The 17,412-nt window shown below is 61.0% G+C and carries 16 protein-coding genes and 1 pseudogene; 5 read left to right on the top strand and 12 right to left on the bottom strand.

The features are described 5' to 3' along the window. Together ACYJ11_RS02215 and pdxS are read right to left on the bottom strand one after the other, a co-directional pair. On the bottom strand, positions 1-1,224 hold the full coding sequence (locus tag ACYJ11_RS02215) for a mechanosensitive ion channel family protein (protein ID WP_461646556.1): 1,224 nt from the start codon (positions 1,222-1,224) through the stop codon (positions 1-3). 94 nt (positions 1,225-1,318) lie between these two features. After that, on the bottom strand, positions 1,319-2,227 hold the full coding sequence (gene pdxS / locus ACYJ11_RS02210; RefSeq protein ID WP_170097288.1) for a pyridoxal 5'-phosphate synthase lyase subunit PdxS: 909 nt from the start codon (positions 2,225-2,227) through the stop codon (positions 1,319-1,321). A gap of 167 nt (positions 2,228-2,394) precedes the next feature. On the opposite strand from pdxS, the gene ACYJ11_RS02205 reads away from it, so the two are divergent. After that, positions 2,395-3,165, top strand: a complete 771-nt coding sequence (locus ACYJ11_RS02205) for a DUF1405 domain-containing protein (protein ID WP_461646555.1) — start codon at positions 2,395-2,397, stop codon at positions 3,163-3,165. A 36-nt stretch (positions 3,166-3,201) separates the two neighbouring features. On the opposite strand, the gene ACYJ11_RS02200 is transcribed toward ACYJ11_RS02205, so the two are convergent. The 3 genes from ACYJ11_RS02200 to ACYJ11_RS02190 all read right to left on the bottom strand — a co-directional run bounded on the left by ACYJ11_RS02200 (position 3,202) and on the right by ACYJ11_RS02190 (position 7,293). Beyond that, positions 3,202-3,378, bottom strand: a complete 177-nt coding sequence (locus ACYJ11_RS02200; protein WP_170097290.1) for a hypothetical protein — start codon at positions 3,376-3,378, stop codon at positions 3,202-3,204. A 93-nt stretch (positions 3,379-3,471) separates the two neighbouring features. Next, on the bottom strand, positions 3,472-6,144 hold the full coding sequence (locus ACYJ11_RS02195) for a valine--tRNA ligase (RefSeq protein ID WP_461646554.1): 2,673 nt from the start codon (positions 6,142-6,144) through the stop codon (positions 3,472-3,474). A gap of 231 nt (positions 6,145-6,375) precedes the next feature. Then, positions 6,376-7,293 carry an HFX_2341 family transcriptional regulator gene (locus ACYJ11_RS02190; RefSeq protein WP_188974475.1) on the bottom strand — a complete coding sequence of 306 codons (918 nt, stop codon included), beginning with the start codon at positions 7,291-7,293 and terminating at the stop codon, positions 6,376-6,378. Between the two features lie 500 nt (positions 7,294-7,793). Between ACYJ11_RS02190 and ACYJ11_RS02185 the strand changes: the two genes are divergently transcribed. Next, positions 7,794-8,729, top strand: coding sequence for an alkaline phosphatase family protein (locus ACYJ11_RS02185; RefSeq protein ID WP_461646553.1), 936 nt, complete (start codon positions 7,794-7,796; stop codon positions 8,727-8,729). Between the two features lie 245 nt (positions 8,730-8,974). On the opposite strand, the gene ACYJ11_RS02180 is transcribed toward ACYJ11_RS02185, so the two are convergent. Then, on the bottom strand, positions 8,975-9,325 hold the full coding sequence (locus ACYJ11_RS02180) for a class I SAM-dependent methyltransferase (protein WP_461646552.1): 351 nt from the start codon (positions 9,323-9,325) through the stop codon (positions 8,975-8,977). A 98-nt stretch (positions 9,326-9,423) separates the two neighbouring features. Between ACYJ11_RS02180 and ACYJ11_RS02175 the strand changes: the two are divergent. After that, positions 9,424-10,049, top strand: a pseudogene (locus ACYJ11_RS02175) (IS6 family transposase). A 567-nt stretch (positions 10,050-10,616) separates the two neighbouring features. On the opposite strand, the gene ACYJ11_RS02170 reads toward ACYJ11_RS02175, so the two are convergent. From ACYJ11_RS02170 to ACYJ11_RS02155, 4 genes are all read right to left on the bottom strand, one after another. Further along, the gene (locus ACYJ11_RS02170) at positions 10,617-11,045 is read right to left on the bottom strand and encodes a YgaP family membrane protein (protein ID WP_461646551.1); all 429 of its coding nucleotides are present in this window, start codon (positions 11,043-11,045) and stop codon (positions 10,617-10,619) included. Positions 11,046-11,135: 90 nt separating this feature from the next. Further along, the gene (locus ACYJ11_RS02165) at positions 11,136-12,662 is read right to left on the bottom strand and encodes a sodium:solute symporter family protein (protein ID WP_461646550.1); all 1,527 of its coding nucleotides are present in this window, start codon (positions 12,660-12,662) and stop codon (positions 11,136-11,138) included. Position 12,663: 1 nt separating this feature from the next. Further along, positions 12,664-12,873: a DUF3311 domain-containing protein gene (locus ACYJ11_RS02160; RefSeq protein ID WP_188974472.1), complete on the bottom strand. Its 210-nt coding sequence runs from the start codon at positions 12,871-12,873 to the stop codon at positions 12,664-12,666. Positions 12,874-12,976: 103 nt separating this feature from the next. Beyond that, positions 12,977-13,321, bottom strand: coding sequence for a tRNA-binding protein (locus ACYJ11_RS02155; protein ID WP_008312635.1), 345 nt, complete (start codon positions 13,319-13,321; stop codon positions 12,977-12,979). Between the two features lie 51 nt (positions 13,322-13,372). Here ACYJ11_RS02155 and ACYJ11_RS02150 point away from each other — a divergent pair, with 51 nt between their 5' ends. Continuing rightward, positions 13,373-14,083, top strand: a complete 711-nt coding sequence (locus ACYJ11_RS02150; RefSeq protein ID WP_461646549.1) for a sugar phosphate isomerase/epimerase family protein — start codon at positions 13,373-13,375, stop codon at positions 14,081-14,083. Positions 14,084-14,262: 179 nt separating this feature from the next. Then, positions 14,263-15,600, top strand: coding sequence for a DNA primase DnaG (dnaG, locus tag ACYJ11_RS02145; RefSeq protein ID WP_461646548.1), 1,338 nt, complete (start codon positions 14,263-14,265; stop codon positions 15,598-15,600). On the opposite strand, the gene ACYJ11_RS02140 is transcribed toward dnaG, so the two are convergent. Together ACYJ11_RS02140 and ACYJ11_RS02135 are read right to left on the bottom strand one after the other, a co-directional pair. After that, positions 15,597-16,013, bottom strand: coding sequence for a GNAT family N-acetyltransferase (locus ACYJ11_RS02140; RefSeq protein WP_461646547.1), 417 nt, complete (start codon positions 16,011-16,013; stop codon positions 15,597-15,599). The two genes, dnaG and ACYJ11_RS02140, sit on opposite strands and share 4 nt — an antisense overlap. Next, the gene (locus ACYJ11_RS02135) at positions 16,010-17,368 is read right to left on the bottom strand and encodes a DUF92 domain-containing protein (protein ID WP_188974468.1); all 1,359 of its coding nucleotides are present in this window, start codon (positions 17,366-17,368) and stop codon (positions 16,010-16,012) included. The genes ACYJ11_RS02140 and ACYJ11_RS02135 overlap by 4 nt, the downstream gene beginning before the upstream one ends. Positions 17,369-17,412: the final 44 nt, after the last annotated feature.

The raw sequence follows: 17,412 nt of genomic DNA, 5'->3' as shown, positions 1-17,412 counted from the left end.
TCAGCCGTCGCCGTCCGGACGCATCTCCACGCCGCCTTCCAGCGCCTCCTCGTCCGCCGCGTCCACGCGGTTCGAGAGGGTCCGCTGTGGGAACGGGATGGAGATGTCTTCCTCGTCGAAGGTGGCTTTCACACCCCGGACGACTGCCGAGATGGCGCGCCACTTCCGTGGCGGTGTCGGGTGATCGATCCAGAACCGGAGTTCCATCACCACGGCAGAGTCTCCGAAGTCCTTCGGGACAACGTCTGGCGTCGGCGAGTCGACGACGTGTTCGATGTCGGCCATCGCCTCGCGAGCGAGGTCCATCGCCCGGTCGACATCAGTGTCGTAGTCCACACCGATGTCGACCGTGAGGCGCAACAGCCCCTTGCGACTGCGGTTCGTCACCGCGCGGTCGCTCACGCGGTCGTTCGGGATGATGACGAACTCGCCGTCGAAGTTCTCCAGCCGCGTGTTGAAGATGGTGATATCGGTCACGATCCCTTCCTGGTCGCCGACGAGCACCCAGTCGCCGATAGTGAACGGGCGGGAAAACATCAGGACGAAGCCGGCGATGAGCGAACCGAGCGTCTGTCTGGCAGCCAGACCGACGACGATACCGAGGAACCCAGCCCCGACGAGCAAGCCACTGAGATCGATGCCCCAGACGGCGAAGACCGTCGCACCGATAGTGACGAAGACGGTGACCTGCCCCAATCGGAGGAGGATCTCCTCCTGATGTTCGGTGAAGCCGGTAACAGCCTGACTGAACCGGCCGATCCACCGCTGCATCTGGTCGGACAGGACAAAGGCCAGCATGACGAGAACGATCGTCTGTATCGTCGCCAGTACTGACTGATCGCTCCCGTCGAGGTACGGCCCAACCATCTGGACGATATCGAGAACACCCCAGACGATGAGGAACGAGACGACGACGAGAACGACCATCGAGAACTGGGCGATCCGGAGAAACACGCCCCGGATGGTCGTCGGTGTGTAGTCGGCCATGACCTGCAGCCAGTCGCCGGTTCGGTCCGATGTGATAGACCGAAGCCAGGAGAGGACTGCTGGCACGACGACGACACTGACAAGCAGGACGATCAAGAGGATGAGCGTCGCGACGAGTCGCCCCTGCGCCGCGACCAACTGGTCCAGCAGCCGCTGTAACACGGTAAAGAGTTCCAGAAGGCCTTCACCGGTATCGTTGGCCGCTGGCGTGGGCGTTGCCGTCCCCTGCACAGCCACCTATCGCCGCCGTAGGAACTTGTGTCTTCGTCTTTGTGCGGCGGTCTGTACGGTGTCTGATACCGAAAGAAAAAACGACTGGTCGCGGTCCTTGTTAGACGCCGCGGCCCTGCAGCTGCTCTTCTTCGTCCAGATCCGCGTTCGCCTGGCCTTTCATCCCCTTGCCGGGGTTCTTCGCGATCTCCTTGAGCTGTTCGGGGTCGTCGTAGTTGTTGACCGCCGCGACGATGGACTCGCCCATTGCCTGGGGGTTCTCCGCGCCGAAGATGCCCGAGCCGACGAAGATGCCGTCACAGCCGTGTTGCATCATCAGTGCGGCGTCGGCGGGCGTCGCGATGCCGCCGGCCGCGAAGTTGACGACCGGTAGCCGGCCGCGGTCCGCCGTCTCGTGGACGAGCCGCCGGGGCGCACCGTGTTCGCGGGCCCACTCGTCGCGCTCCTCGTAGGCCATCCCTTCGAGCATCCCGATGGAGCGCTGGATGTTCCGCTGGTGGGTGACGGCCTGATTTACGTCGCCGGTACCTGCCTCGCCCTTCGTACGAATCATCGCTGCGCCCTCGTCGATGCGGCGCAGCGCCTCGGCGAGGTTCCGGGCTCCGCAGACGAACGGCGCGGTGAACTCGCGCTTGTCGATGTGGTAGCGGTCGTCGGCCTGAGTCAGTACTTCCGACTCATCGACCATATCCGCGCCAGCGGCTTCCAGAATCTGGGCCTCGGCAGTGTGGCCGATGCGGGCCTTGCCCATCACCGGAATCGACACCTCTTCGATGATCTCTTCGAGTTTGCTGGGGTCTGCCATCCGGGCGACACCGCCCCGCTTGCGGATGTCGGCCGGCACCGACTCCAGGTGCATCACGGCGACCGCGCCGGCGTCCTCGGCGATTCGGGCTTGCTCACGGTTGACGACGTCCATGATGACGCCGCCCTTCTGCATCTTCGCGAAGCCGCGCTTGACGAGGTCAGTCCCGCGACGGAGGTCCTCGAGGTCGGTCTCTTCAGTCATTACCCAGACTTAGGACTGGATTTACTTAACGCGTGTCCTTTCGCGGGACAGAACGCCGTTTGACCCGCACGCGGGGGGGCCTGATATCGGACCAGCGACTGCGATATTCTCCAGAGGACGGGGCTGAGACCACTACCGTTTTCATCGCGTCTCCCCACTGCATCGACATGGCTCCGGACGAGGGTGTCGGCGGGCGAATCGACGCGGCTGTCGCGCGGGTGTTCAGCCGGCGGCTCCCCGATACCGAGGGACTCCCGCGGTACGTCGCGCCGCTACCAGCGTGGCTGGAGAACGTCGGGCTCAGACTCGCCTGGCCCATCGCGCTCGTCAATCTGGTCGGGACGCTGTTTGGCTTCTGGTACTACGCCGGCCGGCCGCTGAACACAGCGCCGCCGCTCGTGGAGGGCCAACTCGGTGCGGCTCCGCTAGCCGCCTACCCCCTGATTCCGGACTCCCCAGTCGCGACGATGTTCATCGGGCTCTCGCTGGTAGCTTGGCGGCTCGACTGGAATGCCCAGTGGCTCCACATGCTCGGCTTCTTCGGCTGCATCAAGCTCGGCCTCTGGACGCCGTACGTCCAGCTCGCTCTCAATGGTCCCGGCGGGATTCCGCTGTGGCTCTACTGGTTCCTAGTTCTGAGCCATCTGGCGATGGCCGCTGAGGCATTTCTCATCCACCGCTATGCGAGCTTTTCCGTCACCGCCGTCGCCGTCGCGGCGTTCTGGTACGGCTTCAACGACGTGGTCGATTACTTCGTCCCGGTTCTCGACGGGCCACACCACACCTGGCTGCGTGCAGAGCCAATTGTCGCTGCCGGTGGGTTCGACCACACGGTGCTCGCCCATGACCTCGCAGCGGGCTGGGCGGTCGTGCTGACGCTCATAGCGACGTTTCTCGCACTGGCGACGCGTGTAGAGAAAGTGAAACGGCAAGCCTGACCGGCGCTGTCCTTCGTTGGCGGTTCCGGCAGCGTCTCAGGTCGTGAACCCGTCCTCTGTCTCGCGCTCGTCGAGGACCCACTCCAGTTCCTCGATAGCGCGCAGGATGGCGACCTCGGCCTCGTCTTCCAGTTCGGTCGACGGCGGGTCGTGCTTGTCGTACTCGTCCTGCAGCGCCTCGATTCGGTCCCGAATCGTCTCCTCTGTTCGCATGGTTTCAATGACCGGACCCGCAGGTCTTGATGCTACTGGTCGCGGCGATGTGCGGCCCGGTGGCCGCCGAAATACCTGTAAAACGAGCCGAGCTTACCGAACCACGACGACGGCGCTCTCGGTTTCGGTCATCTCGCCCTCGCCGGAGTAGGTCCGGGACTCCTCGACGGTGAACATCTCGTCGTCGAGTTCGACGCCGGCGACCCGTAGCGTGTCGCCGTCGATCTCGTAGTCGCCGTCCTCGATAGCGGCGTCGATCGCGCCGACTTCGCTGCCGAACTCGGGGCCGACGAGCGAGTAGTCGAGGTCGATGCCACTGACCTTCGTCGTGATGTCCGGGGCCTCGTCGTAGGTGTCAAGTTGAGCAACGTGCATCGCCTCGCCGACCGCGTCCTCGAAGCCAGCGATGTGGCCGAACACCTCAACGTGGTCGAGGTCGGCGTTCAGCGGCAGCCCGTTCTCGGTCTTGTACCGCCGGAGCGCGGAGACGACCTCCATCGCCGTCTCGCCCGCTTCGAGGTCGGCATCGTAGCCGCCCGCGGTCGGCCAGTCCGTCGTGTGAATCGAGCTATCTTCCTCGTAGCACCGCTCCCACAGTTCCTCCGTAATGTGTGGGAGGAACGGCGCGAACAGTTGCAGGAAGGTCCGGTGGGCCTGCAGGAGCGTGAACTCGGTTGACGCGTCGCCACCGTCGGAGAGACGTTGCTTGGCGATTTCGAGGTAGTCGTCACAGAACGTGTTCCAGAAGAACGACCGGAGTTCGTTCCGGGCCTTCGAGAACTCATAGTCCTCGAACTTCGTCGTGACCGACTCGACGGTCGCGTCCAGTTCGGCCAGCAGCCACTCGTCGACCGCGGCGAGGTCGTCGGGCTCCTCTGGCTGACTCGCAGGCGTGAGCTGGTCGACCAGCCGCGAGGCGTTCCAGAGCTTCTGGAGGAGTCGCTCACCGGCTTCGAGGTCCCCCTCCTTGTACGGGAAGTCGTCGCCGATGGAGGTGCCGGCGGCCCAGTAGCGGGTGGCGTCGACCGGGAACTTCTCTAAGACCTCGCTGGGCGGGATGACGTTGCCCTTGGACTTGGACATCGCCTCGCGGTTCTCGTCCAGCACCATCCCGTTGATCATCACGTTCTCGAATGGCACCTCGCCGGTGTGCTCGTAGCACTTGACGACAGTGTGGAACAGCCAGAAGGAGATGATGTCGTGACCCTGCGGACGCAGGTCGAAGGGGTACAGCTCCGGCAGTTCCATCGTGAACGACTCGCTGTCGGCGTCCCAGTCCCAGCCGGCATTCACCAGCGGGGTCAGCGATGAAGTCGCCCACGTGTCGAAGACGTCCTCCTCGGGCGTCAGCGAGTCATGGCCACACTCGGGACAGCTATCGACCGGCGGGTCGTCCGACAGCGGGTCGACCGGGAGCTGCTCGCGCTCGGCCATCACGGGCTCGCCGCAGTCGTCGCAGTACCACACCGGGATCGGGATGCCCGAATCGCGCTGGCGGGAGATACACCAGTCCCATTCGAGCCCCTCGATCCAGTGCTCGTAGCGGGTTGCCATCTTCTCGGGATACCACTCCATCTGGCGGCCAGCCTCGATGTACTCCTCTTTCTTGTCGAGCAGTTCGATGTACCACTGCTCGGTGACGAGGTACTCGACTTCCTCTTCACAGCGCTCGTGGACCTGCACGGTGTGGTCGTGGTCGCGGCTCTCGAGCAGCGAGCCCTCCTCGCGCAGGTCCTCGATGATGGCCTCGCGGGCCTCGGTGGTGTGCATCCCCTGATACTCGCCGGCCACGTCCGTCATCGTCGCCGACTCGTCGATGGCGAGCCGCAGCGGTAGGTCGTGGGCCTGGTACCACTCGATGTCGTTCTGGTCGCCAAACGTACAGCACATCACGATGCCGCTGCCGGTCTCCATGTCGACGCGCTCGTCGGCGATAATGGGGACCTCCTGTTCGAACAGGGGCACCCGCGCACTGCCGCCGACGAGGTGTTGATTCTCGTCGTCGTCGGGATGGACGAAAACGGCGACACACGCCGGCAGTAGCTCGGGCCGGGTCGTCGAGATGGTGAACGTCGCGTCCTCGTCGGCCGGTCCGTCGCCCGTCTCGACGAGGTCGAAGGCGATGTCGTTGAACAGCGTCGACTTGTCCTTGTCTTCCTGCTCGACCTGTGAGATGGCCGTCTCACAGTCCGGACACCAGATGGTCGGCGCGCGCTGGCGGTACTCCCGGCCCTGCTCGTAGAGGTCGAGGAACGACAGCTGGGAGACCCGCTGGACATCCGGCGCGATGGTCTTGTAGGTGTTGTCCCAGTCGATAGAGATCGCAAGCGACTGGACGTCCTGTGTGAACTCGTCCTCGAACTGTGTACACACGTCGCGGCACTTCTCCTGGAACTCCCGTCGCGGGTAATCCTGGTGTCGGATGTCGAGTTCACGCTCGGTGAGGCGTTCCGAAGCGATGCCGTTGTCGTCGTACCCAAAGGGGAAGTAGACGGTGTCGTCGCGCATCCGGTGGAAGCGGGCGACGAAGTCCTGTAGCGTGAACTGGTAGAGGTGGCCCATGTGGAGGTTCCCCGACACCGTCGGCGGCGGCGTGTCGATGGTGAAGCGGGTGTCAGCGTCCTCGTCGTAGGCGTAGGTCTCGTCTGCGACCCACTGGTCCTGCCACTCCGGCTCTACCTCGCGGGGGTCATACTCCCCGTCGAGGGCGTCTGCTGATTCGTCTGCGGTCGATTCGTCCTGCGGTGGGTCCTGTGTATCACTCATATTCAAGCGGTGGGTGTAACACCCGGATAGCATCTGACTGCGGCGTAGTTATCAGCGGTGCGTACGTCGATTTGGAGCGGTGATGTGGGGCGTGGGGGCCCCTACACCGACGGGCGCGAGAACCAGCGTTCGGGAGAGTCGACGCACCATCTGTACAATACTCGATCAACGGCAGGATTAATGACTTCGGTTTTCGCTGGCGTTCCAACAGGCTCAGGACACCGCCACTCTTTACGGCAGGTCGGACTTGCGATGCTCGCGGTCCTCGGCGGAGTGGGCACGAACCCACAACTGCCCGATGCGCGAGAGCGTTGTCCGGTAGGATTTCCCGTGTTCCTCCTGCTCGATGTATCCTTTTCCGCCGGGACCAAGCCTGTCGACGTTGTAGATGACCTTCGAGCGGAAGGAGTCGGTGTACTCCTCACCCAGATCCCGAGCCAGCTGCTGGGCCAGTTCGGAGACGGACTCGAATTCACCGTGTTCGCCGAGGGTAAAGAGGATGACTTCCTCGAAGGGCTTGACGTTCGAGAAGGAGGCGACCGGTAGTTCGACCACGTGGGAGCCGTCGATCTCCTTCGCGCCGATGGTCGTCCCGCGCTCGTCGAACTCCGCCAGCAGGTCCCGTGCGGTTTCGAGTCGGTCGTCGACTCGTTCGTCGACATCCTCACCCGTGCGCATGTCCTCCAGCATATCAATCTGCTTGCGCAGTTCTTCGGCGAGTTCTGTCTCCAAGTACTTCTCGGGGACCGTGTAGTAGGTGTGGATGCGGTCCCGGTCGCCCTCGCGCTCGACCATAATCGAGTGAGCCGCAGTCGCAAAGGCAAAGGAGACAGTCCGGGGCATCGCGGAGACGTTGACCCACACCTCGCTGCCCGCGTCGAGTTCGGCGTTGATGAGTTCGAACGCCTGCTCGAAGGCCTCGTCGTAGTCGTACACGTCGGCGACGACGAACCGCTCGGTTTCCGCCCCGAGCAGGTTCTGGTAGTCCTTTTCGAGCTTCTCGGCGAGGTTGCGCGAGTACTCGACATTGGCTTCGCTGCCGACCGCCCCCTCAAGCAGGATGACGCGGTCAACGTCGAGTTGCTCGCGCACCAGCGGCGCGATGAGCCGGTCGTAGTCGAACCCGACCGGGACGATGTGGGTCTGCATACCCAGAACAACGGTATGGTGTTTAAATAAAGCACCAGTTTCGTTACCGGTGTTTATGACCGAACTCTCTCAGGCTTCTATGAATACGTATGGTAAATTCCATTCTGTCTCTCCCTCGATTCCGAAGTGAATACGTGGGTTAGATCCCGTTGACGGGGCTATTTGATGGGTTTTGAGAAAGTTCGTTTCCACGTTAATAAAGAGAAAACCCAGTCTATGGCTTATCTTGATTAATTCGTGAGGTTCTGAAACCCGAGTGTGAAAGAGAGTTTCCACCAGAGTGCCGATGGCAATCGTACAAGCGTTGAGGAGACTCGCGAGGTAGATTGAACACCTCTGCTGTGGCCGCTTGTGACCTGCCCAGTGGCGTGAAGAACTGTCGTAGTTGTAGGGTGTCTGGGCCGAGTCAATTCGCTGATAGCTAGTGTGGCACCGGGGATACCGCAGGAATTCGTGTCTCAGAGCGCACTACTTTTTACCTGTACTCCTGAAGAGTGAGTATGCTTCCCGAACGATATAATATAAGTAATATACAACGAGTTTTTGACAATCCCTCACTCATCAAGCGAGAGCTTGGGCGTCTGGTGTCAAAATTTATATTCCCGATACATAACCACTTGTTTGAAAGGAAGTACGGGAATGGTACTGATGTAATGTCTAAAGACTGGGATAACTTGATTATCCTTGATGCGTGCCGATATGATTACTTCTCAGAACAAAATACAATCCCAGGTTCGCTGCATCGAGTTCTCTCCAAAGGAGCACACAGTTGGGAATTTATGAGGGGGAATTTCGTTGGTGAGTCTTTTTATGATACGGTTTATGTAACGGGGAATCCACACACACCAAAGTTACCTGATAATACATTCCACTATATTGATATGCTACACAACCCATCTAAGCCCGAAAATACGGTAGAGAGGGCTATCAACGCTCATGAGGAATTTCCGAACAAGCGTCTAATAGTCCACATTATGTCACCTCATGCTCCCCACCTTGGAGAAACTGCCGAGAAACTTAGAGAGCGAAATTCGGCGCTGAATGGGACAGAAACAGAAAATGATGGCGGAATCAACATCTGGAAAGCAGTAATAGAAAAACAAGTTACACGGAAAGAACTTTGTCAGGCATATCAAGAGTCGGTCAACATTGCCTTAGAGTGTGCTGAGACACTAATTAATGAAATTAACGGTAAATCAGTTATAACCTCAGACCATGGGGAAATGCTCGGCGAGAAGACGTTTCCATTAACCCACCGTCAGTACTCTCACCCACATAATTTATACACCCGTGAGTTACGGTTTGTTCCGTGGCTGGAGGTTGAAAAAAATTCAGAAAACCGACGTGAAGTGGTTAGCGAACCACCTACGGAGTTCAATAGGCCAGATAAGGAGACCGTTGACGATCGTCTTGAAGCATTAGGTTACAAATCCTAAAACATTCAACAATATCTACTTTCGTGGAACCCTACTGACAGTCCTCTGTCCTTGAATTATGAGCGGGAACTAATCCAGTAGCTTTGTATTTTCAAAAGCGTGAGTTCCGCCGACTTCCTCCAGTTCGACAAATCCGGCAGAGAGTATTTCATCCACATATTCTTTTTCATTAAACCCATAAAATGGATGAAATTAAATAATTGCAAAAAGGACAGACTCGGAAATAACCCCCATCTCTTCATCAATCATTTTGAACTCTCCCCTTCCATGTCAGAGATCAATACGAATTCTTCCAACCCATACTCAGAACATATTCTCGATATGCTGAACCCCTCAACACTGATCTTTTCACCTGACATCTTCTTTTCTGTGCTTCCAGAAGAAAATTTACTGTCTAAGTTCAACACCACGTCCTCGCCATGTGCAGAGTATGCACCTTCTAAAAAGAGATAGCCACACCCATTCAGACTCTTTGTCGTTTTGTTACAATTAACGTTCTCCGGATTTGGTTCTACAACAATCTGCATCTCGCCTTCTCTGAGTTTATCGTTAATGTAAGCAGAGATATACCCGATTCCGCCACCGAACTCAACCACCGAATAGTCATCCGAGAGATACTTATCAATGAGGGTCCTTTCCCTGGTCGTGTTTAGTTAAGCATCAAAAGTGAGGCGGACGGATTTCTTGCTGGTTCATGGCAGAAATCAGCCGCCTTAGCGGACATAGAGACTGGATTAATTTGGATTTTGTGGAGCGCGAGCGGACACCCAAGTCGGCGATGGCGTTGGGTATTCAATCGCACGTTGCGGGACTGTCGTTGTCGAATACCGTCGAATTACTCGAAGATCTGGGTGTCCAACGCAGTCGCAAAGCCGTCCACGATTGGGTACAGAAAGCAGATCTACAGCCAGACTCGGGTAAATCGCCGAATCAGATTGCGTTGGACGAAACAGTGATTCGCATCAACGATCAGCAATTCTGGCTGTACGCTGCTGCCGATCTACAGTCGAACGAACTGCTTCACGTCCGGCTGTTTGCGACGACTACGACCACCCTCACAGAAATTTTCTTGCGCGAACTTCGGCAAAAGCACAATGTCGAAACTCCTGTCTTTCTCGTCGATGGCGCTCAACACCTCCAAACTGCACTCCAACGGGCTGGACTCCGATTTCAGATGTGTCGCCACAGAAATCGGAACGCCGTCGAACGGATTTTTCGAGAGCTGAAGCGTCGAACCTCGTCGTTTTCGAACTGCTTCAGCCACGTCGAACCGAAAATTGGCTCCAGAGTTTCGCTCGCTGGCACAATGTCACTAACTAACCACTATCGATGGTTCCCCCCCACAAATCGCAAATCAATCTTGTCCGTGCGAATGCCATATTTCTCTCCTGCTCGGACTGTTCCACCGGTTTCGTCGCCGGCGACAGGTATGGCCGGGCAAGCTGGGCATGGTTACCCAGGAAAGCATAGTCTCTTTCATTCCACTCTGTCCTCCATCAGGATACCTCGACCCTGTTCGGGTCCTGTACGTGGGACTACTTGAAACGCAGCAGATCGCGTCCCGAGAGCGAATTCAAGTTCTCTACGTCTCCCACATCGCACCACTCTACGAACTTTTCGAGTTTGTATCGGTAGAAATCGACGGTTGGGTCAGCTAATTCGATCCGTTGATCGCGAAGGTAGGGGGAACCGTCTCGTTTAGTGCAATGGGTCCAATGATGATGTCGGGCACTGTGAACACCTTCGAAAGCCCGAAAGAGGGCCGCGGCCGACCCGAGGCCGATGAGCCGGCGTAGTCGAGACCGATGTAGGTCTACACACGTGGCTGACTGGGACGGTGATTATAAAAAGAACCAGACTCGGGCCGCTGAGCGGTCGGGGCCGACGTTACTCGCAGGTTTCGTGGACGATAGCGCCGTCGTCGTTCGGCCCACGGCGCTCACCGGGAACAATAGGGTCCTCACAGACGGCACAGGTCAGCTCGCCGCTGGCGTGGCCGTTCGCGGTTTCGGTGTCGTCAGCGGAGGTAAAGTCGACGCTCACGTCCGTCGACTCGTCGGCTGCCGACTCGTCGTCCATATCCGGCGCGAACACGTCGTCGTCTTCACTGGCCGTCGTATCGATATCGAAGGTGTCGTTGAATCCACAGTACCCCGTCGAAGCGTTGAATCCCAGGCCAAGCGCGCCGATACCGGCGAGCAGGCCACGCTTGCGCTTCCCGCTCCGAAGCCAGCGCAGGGAGACGATTGTCAGGACAGCTGCCAGCACCGCACGGATGAGGCGGTCGCGACCGCCGACGTTCTTATCGGAGTCCATACCTGCATATTGGGCTGGATGCTTTTGTAGGTTTACATGTCCGCCGGTGGCCGCTGTCCGGTGGTTGTCGCGGTGAACGGTCAGCACCTCTCAGTCGCTTTCGATGCCGGTGACGGCGTAGGCGGTGCGGTTCTCGGTCGCAGCGGGGGCAGTCACCAGCGAGATGCCGACCGTCAGCACGAGACCAACTAGGATGCCGACGATGCCGGGCGTCCAGCCCAGGTACGCCGTCGGCAGGGCGACATCGAGGCCGACAAGTCCGCCAAGTGTCGAGAGCACCGGGAAGACGTGCAGGCCATAGAACACCTGGCTGCCGATCACGCCGGCGTACATTCCCGAGCGCGTCGTTCCCTGCCAGTACAGCGCAAGTGCGACAGGAACCGTAAGCTGTGCGAAGCCGCTGAAGGCCGTGTCGCCGATCTGGACCAGTGTTCCCGGCGTGTAGAGACTCGCAACGAACGAGAGGGTAGCAAAGATGACGACGCCAATGCGGGCGACGAGCGCCTCGCGGCGGTCGGTCGCTTCGTCGCTAGCATCGCTGCGGCCAGTGAGCGGCCGATAGAGGTCCCGCGTGAGGTACGACGAACCCGACAGCAGCATCGAGTCGCTGGAGGACATCATCGCAGCCATCGCGCCGGCGATGACCAGCGCGGTGAACCACGTCGGCGTGTACTCGCCCAGTAGCGCCGGAATAACGTTGCCGCCCTCCGGGACAGTGATGCCGAGTCCCGCGGCCCACGCGCCCAGCATGAACGCCGGAACGAACAGGAGCAGGACCAGCACCGGCCAGAGTGCAAACGTGCGCTTGAGCACTTTCTTCGAGCCGGCGGCGAAGAAGCGCTGATTGATCTGTGGGAACATCGTCACGCCGAAGGCGATGCTGACCGCGGTCGAGATGATGTACTGGGGCGTGTAGAGTCCGCCACCAAGGCCGACGAAGGCGGGCTCTTCGGACGCGAGCAACGCCGTCGCCTCGCCAGCGCCGCCGACGGCAGAGAGGACCCAGGCGACGGCGACCCAGATCAGCGAGAGCATGAACAGGCCCTGGAGCGTGTCGGTCCAGGCGACGCCGCGCATCCCCGAGAGTGCGACGTAGAGAATCATAAACAGCGTGATGCCGCCGGCCCCGACCCAGAACGGGACCGCGCCATTCGTGAGGCCGACGATGGCCTGGCCGGCCCCCTTCTGCTGGAGCATCACGTACGGGAACAGCCAGACCAAGCTCACGCCGGCGACGACGACCCGCAGCGCCGTCGACCCGAATCGGTCACCCAGCATCTCACCAAGCGTCACGTAGCCATGGCGCTTGCCGACCAGCCACTGCTTGTAGCCCAGTACGTACCAGAGGACAGCGAAGATAATGCCGTCCATGAGCCCCATCACGAGAATCCATTCGGGGCCGGCGCTGAACGCGAGATTCGGGCCGCCGAAGAACGTAAACGCTGACAGTAGCGTCGCGAAGGTCGTAAACAGCAGGACGACTGTGCCAAGCGTTCGGCTCGCAAGATAGTAGTCCTCGGCGGTCCGGTCGGTGAGGCGATAGGCGACTGCACCCACCGCGAGTGCGACGATCATGTACGCGCCGACGATACCCAGTTGGAGTGCGGTGTCAGCCATCTCACCGCACCTCCTCGACGCCGAGGCCCCAGTCGGTACGTGCGAAGACGGCGAATACGACGCTTGCAAGCACCATCCACCCGATATGCCACCACAGCCACACAGGCAGTCCGGCCGCGATCGTGCTGGTGTCCCAGAGGAACCATGGCACTGCCAACGCCATCAACACGAGCGCGACGACTGTCCACCCAGCGGCCCTGACCGTACTCATATTACGACAGTCTAGCCGCTGGCGGTACTAATGGGTAACGAACCTTCACTATCTCTTGTTGAAGAACAATCGCCTTCAATACGTCCACGTCACAGAATCATCTTCAATACACCCGCGTCCCCGGCTCGACCTCCCGTTCGGGCGTCAGGTGGACGACGCCGTCCTCGCTGTCGACGCCGGTCACCAGACACTCGCTCTCGAAGCCGGCGATAGAGACCGTCCCGAGGTTGACGACGGCGACGACCTGTGAACCGAGGAGGTCCTCGGGGTCGTACACGTCTGTCAGTCCCGCGGCGGATTGGCGTGTCTCGTCGCCGAAATCTACGTCGAGCTTGTACACATCCTTGCGTGCTTCGGGAAACGGTTCGACGTCGACGATTTCGCCGATACGCATCTCTACGTCTTCGAGGAACCGTGCGGGGTCGATCTCGGTTTCAGTGAATCCCATGCCCCCCGATTGTCCGTCCAGTTATTTTACGACAGCGTTCGCAGCAACGGTATGCAGACAGCGATCCAGCTCTGGACGCTCCGTGAACTCCGGGAACCGCTCTCGGACGTGCTCGACCGCATCAGTGCCGCAGGCTACGACGGCGTGGAGTTCGCCGGTATCGGCGACCCGGGCGCGTCCCGGCGCGCGCTCGACGAAGCGGGACTCGGCATTGCCGGCGTCCACGTCCAACTGGAAGACCTGCAGTCCGACCCGCGCACCGTTGGCAATCAGGCCCGAACACTCGATGCGCCGTACATCGTCCTCCCGTATCTCGACGACGACCACTTCGCCAGCGAGCGGGCAGTCGAGTCGACGGCGACCCTGCTCGGGATGCTTGCGGCGGACTTTGACCGACCGCTCCTGTACCACAACCACGACCACGAGTTCGTCCCGCTCGGCGATGGGACCGCCTTCGACGCGCTCGTCGACCAGACGACCATCGGCTTCGAGTTCGACGCCGGGTGGGCCCACGCTGCGGGGCAGGACCCCGTCGAACTGATCCGGCGACTCGACGGACGCGTCCCAGTCGTCCACCTCAAGGACATGACAGCAGACGGGGAGCCGACAGCGCTCGGCGACGGCGTGGTGCCGATTCAGGGGGTGGTCGATGCGGCCCGCGAGGCCGGGACTGAATGGCTCGTCTTCGAGCACGACGACCCAGAGGACCCGGTCAACGCCATCCGGGCCGGTGTCGACGGCATGAGTTCGTTACTAAACTGAGTGGCCGATCTGTCGGGAATGGAACGTTTCACAGAAGCGGTGTCGGGTCGCTGCGTCCCTGCGAGAAGGTTTGATCATCGAGTCGGGTGCGCAAGGTTATTCCGCTGTACTTCCCAACATCAATATAGTGACAGCAGTCCGTCGAAACACCGGGAGACGGGCTGGAAAACAGGACAATCATGCAAGATACGGCGAAATATCTGATACATGCCGACATCACGGCGGCGGGAGTCGTCGAGCGGAGCGACGTCGTCGGCGCGGTGTTCGGCCAGACGGAAGGATTACTCGGCGACGAACTGGACCTGCGGGACCTGCAGGACTCGAAAAAGGTCGGCCGCATCGACGTGGAGATACGCTCGGAGGGTGGACAGTCCTTCGGCGAGATTACCGTCGCGAGCGGGCTCGATAGGGTCGAAACGGCAATTCTCGCCGCGGCACTGGAGACCATCGAACAGGTGGGGCCGTGCCGCGCCGAGATCGAGGTCGCCGAGATCGAGGACGTGCGCAGCGCCAAGCGGCGAGAGGTCGTCGAGCGCGCGACGGAGCTGCTGAACGACTTCGAGGAAAAGTCCATTCAGACGGAGGACATCGTCGAGACGGTCAGACAGCAGGTCCGGGTCGCCGACGTGACCGACTACGAGGGGCTCCCGGCCGGACCGCGGGTGGCCGACTCCGATGCGATTGTCGTCGTCGAAGGGCGCTCTGACGTGATGCAACTGCTGAAATACGGCATCAAGAACGCTGTGGCCGTCGAGGGCACAGACGTTCCGGACGCTATCGCAGACCTGACGGCTGGCCGGACGGTGACGTCGTTCCTCGACGGCGACCGCGGTGGAGATCTCATTCTGAAGGAACTCGCGCAAGTCGGTGACGTGGATTACGTCGCCGTCACGCCAAGCGGCAAGTCCGTTGAGGACCTCTCCCGGAGCGAGGTGATGTCGGCGCTCCGCGACAAGGTGCCCTACGAGACGGTCGCAAGCGCGAAGAGTCTCGACAGCATCCGCGAGGAGATGTCCCACGCCGGGGAGTCGACGACCGCCGACGGCGGTGCGGTGACCGCTGCGATATCGGACGACACCGCTGACAGCCAGCCCGCGCCCGATGCACAGACCAAGTCGGCGCAGACAGAGACAGCCGACGGGGCGACGAACGGCGCGAAAAGTCCGAACGCGGCCGCCGTGACGGATGCCGCGACCGACGCGGAGACGACCGAAAGCAATGACGGACCGACCATCCCGTCGCTCTCGGACCACATCGAAGCCGTCATTCGGAACAACAGTGGGACGGCCAGGCTGGTCGACGAGGACGCGACACTGCTCGCTGAGGGCGACGCCGACGACGTTGTCTCGTTGCTTGAATCCACCGAGGACGTTCCCAAAACTGTCGTCATCGATGCCGACTGCTCGCAGAAGCTCCTCGACGTTGCCGCCCAGCGCGGCGTCGACGTCGTCGTCGCGGCCGGCCACGGCGAGTACGTCAAACAGCCGACGGCCGTGCAGGTCCGTATCGAGGGTTAGAGGTCCCGGACGAGCAACACGCCGTCGCCGTCGTCGTAGTGATCGGGTAGCTCGTCAGCGACCGAGAATCCGAACCCGTCGTAGAAGCCGCGTGCCCGCTCGTCGTCCGCGCGCGCTGTAAGCCTGATTGTCTCGAACCCACCAGTCCGGAGTCTATCGAGTAGCCCGTCCATCAGCGCCGTCCCGAGGCCCTGCCCTTGCTTCCCGGGCGCGATTGCGAACTCCGCTAGGTACGCGATCGGATGGTCCGGCACGACCAGCGCGTAGCCGAGCGGTTCGCCAATATCGAGCACCAGCACGAGTGGCGGGCCGTCGATCCCGACACTGAGTAGGTCCGGCCACGGCTCGTCAAGTGCGTTCGTCTGAATAGCCCGGAGCCGGGATTCATCCGCGGGACGGGCCTCGCGAATCATAGAAGACCAGCGACCAGCACGACGCCGACCCCGGCCAGTGCGGCCGCCAGGGTTGCGAGCATATTGACGCCCTGGTTGCCGACGACTGAGCCCTCGACGGTCGCGCCAAGCAGGCTGTCGACGATCATCCCGACCAGCCCACACAGGAGTATGACGCCACTGCCCACTGTGGTGATGTCTTGCGTGAGCGCGGCGATACCGGCGATGATGCCTGCGCCGACGGCTCCAGCGGCCACACCCTGCCAGGTGACGCCGCCGTCAGTGCCCGGCTCGACGGGTTTGAGCGTCGTAATGAGCCGTGGGTTGTCGTAGAGCCCGCCGAACTCACTGGAGAACGTGTCGGTCATCGCGGCGGCGACAGCCCCGGCGAAGGCATAGAAGAACAAGAGCGGGTTGACAGCGATGTGGCTCGGACTCGCCGCCGCCGCGACGACGGCGAACAACGCGACGATGGAGTTTGCGAGCACGTTCCCGCTTCCGCGTGCGCCCTCGTTCTCCTCGGCGATGCCGCGGTCCAGTTTCTCCTCGTAGCGGAACTTCGTCGAGAGGCCACCGAGCGCGAAAAAGGAAATCAGCATAGCGAACCAGCCGAAGCCGCCGAGCACGATGGTCAAAAAGGAGAGGAGAACGCCGGTGAGCATCCCCGGAAGGGATGCGGTGTCGAGCGCGTAGGAGAGATAGCCGAGCAGGACTGTCACGGCGAGCGCGATGACGACGCGCTGTGCCGTCACCGACGGGTCGAGTTCGAAAAACAGCCACAGTAGCAGTCCCACAGTGAGCATCACCAGCGGGTCGTCCCGTTCGAACAGGACCGAGCGAAGGAGCGCGGCGACAAACGCGCCGCTGGCGGCGAGAAACAGCACGAGTGGAATATCGACAGCGGCCGCTCCTTCGCCGACAGCGGCCTGAATCTGCGTCCCGAGAACCTGCCCCGCGACGCCGGCGACGAAGCCGACGAGAACGAAGCCCGCAGTTGCGACCACTTCGTCTGAGCGGACGGTGTATGCGAGCCGCTGGCCGAGGTTGCCGTAGGCGACGATGACAACGACACCGACGAACACCGGCACCGGTAGACTGAAGCGGACGGCAAGCAGTGCGAGCCCGGCGGCGGCAAGCGAGAAGGCCGCTAGCCCGTACAGTTTCCCGTCCTCGTAGTCACCGGGGCGGGCGAACAGGTCGAACAACCGCGAGTCCTGTCCGATGACCGTGACGCCGAGCGCGGCGACGAGGACGAAGGGTGCGATAGCGGCGACAGTCGCGAGTTCGAGCGAGCGAAAGCCCGTTGCGGCCGGGACGGCGACCGCGAGGGTCCCCACGGCGGCAAACGCACCTGCCCGACGGACTGTGCCAGTCACGTCCCACCGGTATCCCCGAGAGGCACTTACCCTTTCCGAACTGT

It is taken from the genome of Haloarcula sp. H-GB5 (assembly GCF_054850705.1).
The sequence above is the reverse complement of the archived record's forward strand: the minus strand, read 5'-3'. Positions and strand labels throughout refer to the sequence as shown.

Excerpts from the sequence above, each read along its gene's own strand:
- pdxS (WP_170097288.1), bottom strand. The coding sequence starts at position 2,227 with ATGACTGAAGAGACCGACCTCGAGGACCTCCGTCGCGGGACTGACCTC.
- ACYJ11_RS02205 (WP_461646555.1), top strand. The coding sequence starts at position 2,395 with ATGGCTCCGGACGAGGGTGTCGGCGGGCGAATCGACGCGGCTGTCGCG.
- ACYJ11_RS02200 (WP_170097290.1), bottom strand. The coding sequence starts at position 3,378 with ATGCGAACAGAGGAGACGATTCGGGACCGAATCGAGGCGCTGCAGGAC.
- ACYJ11_RS02195 (WP_461646554.1), bottom strand. The coding sequence starts at position 6,144 with ATGAGTGATACACAGGACCCACCGCAGGACGAATCGACCGCAGACGAA.
- ACYJ11_RS02190 (WP_188974475.1), bottom strand. The coding sequence starts at position 7,293 with ATGCAGACCCACATCGTCCCGGTCGGGTTCGACTACGACCGGCTCATC.
- ACYJ11_RS02185 (WP_461646553.1), top strand. The coding sequence starts at position 7,794 with ATGCTTCCCGAACGATATAATATAAGTAATATACAACGAGTTTTTGAC.
- ACYJ11_RS02170 (WP_461646551.1), bottom strand. The coding sequence starts at position 11,045 with ATGGACTCCGATAAGAACGTCGGCGGTCGCGACCGCCTCATCCGTGCG.
- ACYJ11_RS02165 (WP_461646550.1), bottom strand. The coding sequence starts at position 12,662 with ATGGCTGACACCGCACTCCAACTGGGTATCGTCGGCGCGTACATGATC.
- ACYJ11_RS02160 (WP_188974472.1), bottom strand. The coding sequence starts at position 12,873 with ATGAGTACGGTCAGGGCCGCTGGGTGGACAGTCGTCGCGCTCGTGTTG.
- ACYJ11_RS02155 (WP_008312635.1), bottom strand. The coding sequence starts at position 13,321 with ATGGGATTCACTGAAACCGAGATCGACCCCGCACGGTTCCTCGAAGAC.
- ACYJ11_RS02150 (WP_461646549.1), top strand. The coding sequence starts at position 13,373 with ATGCAGACAGCGATCCAGCTCTGGACGCTCCGTGAACTCCGGGAACCG.
- dnaG (WP_461646548.1), top strand. The coding sequence starts at position 14,263 with ATGCAAGATACGGCGAAATATCTGATACATGCCGACATCACGGCGGCG.
- ACYJ11_RS02140 (WP_461646547.1), bottom strand. The coding sequence starts at position 16,013 with ATGATTCGCGAGGCCCGTCCCGCGGATGAATCCCGGCTCCGGGCTATT.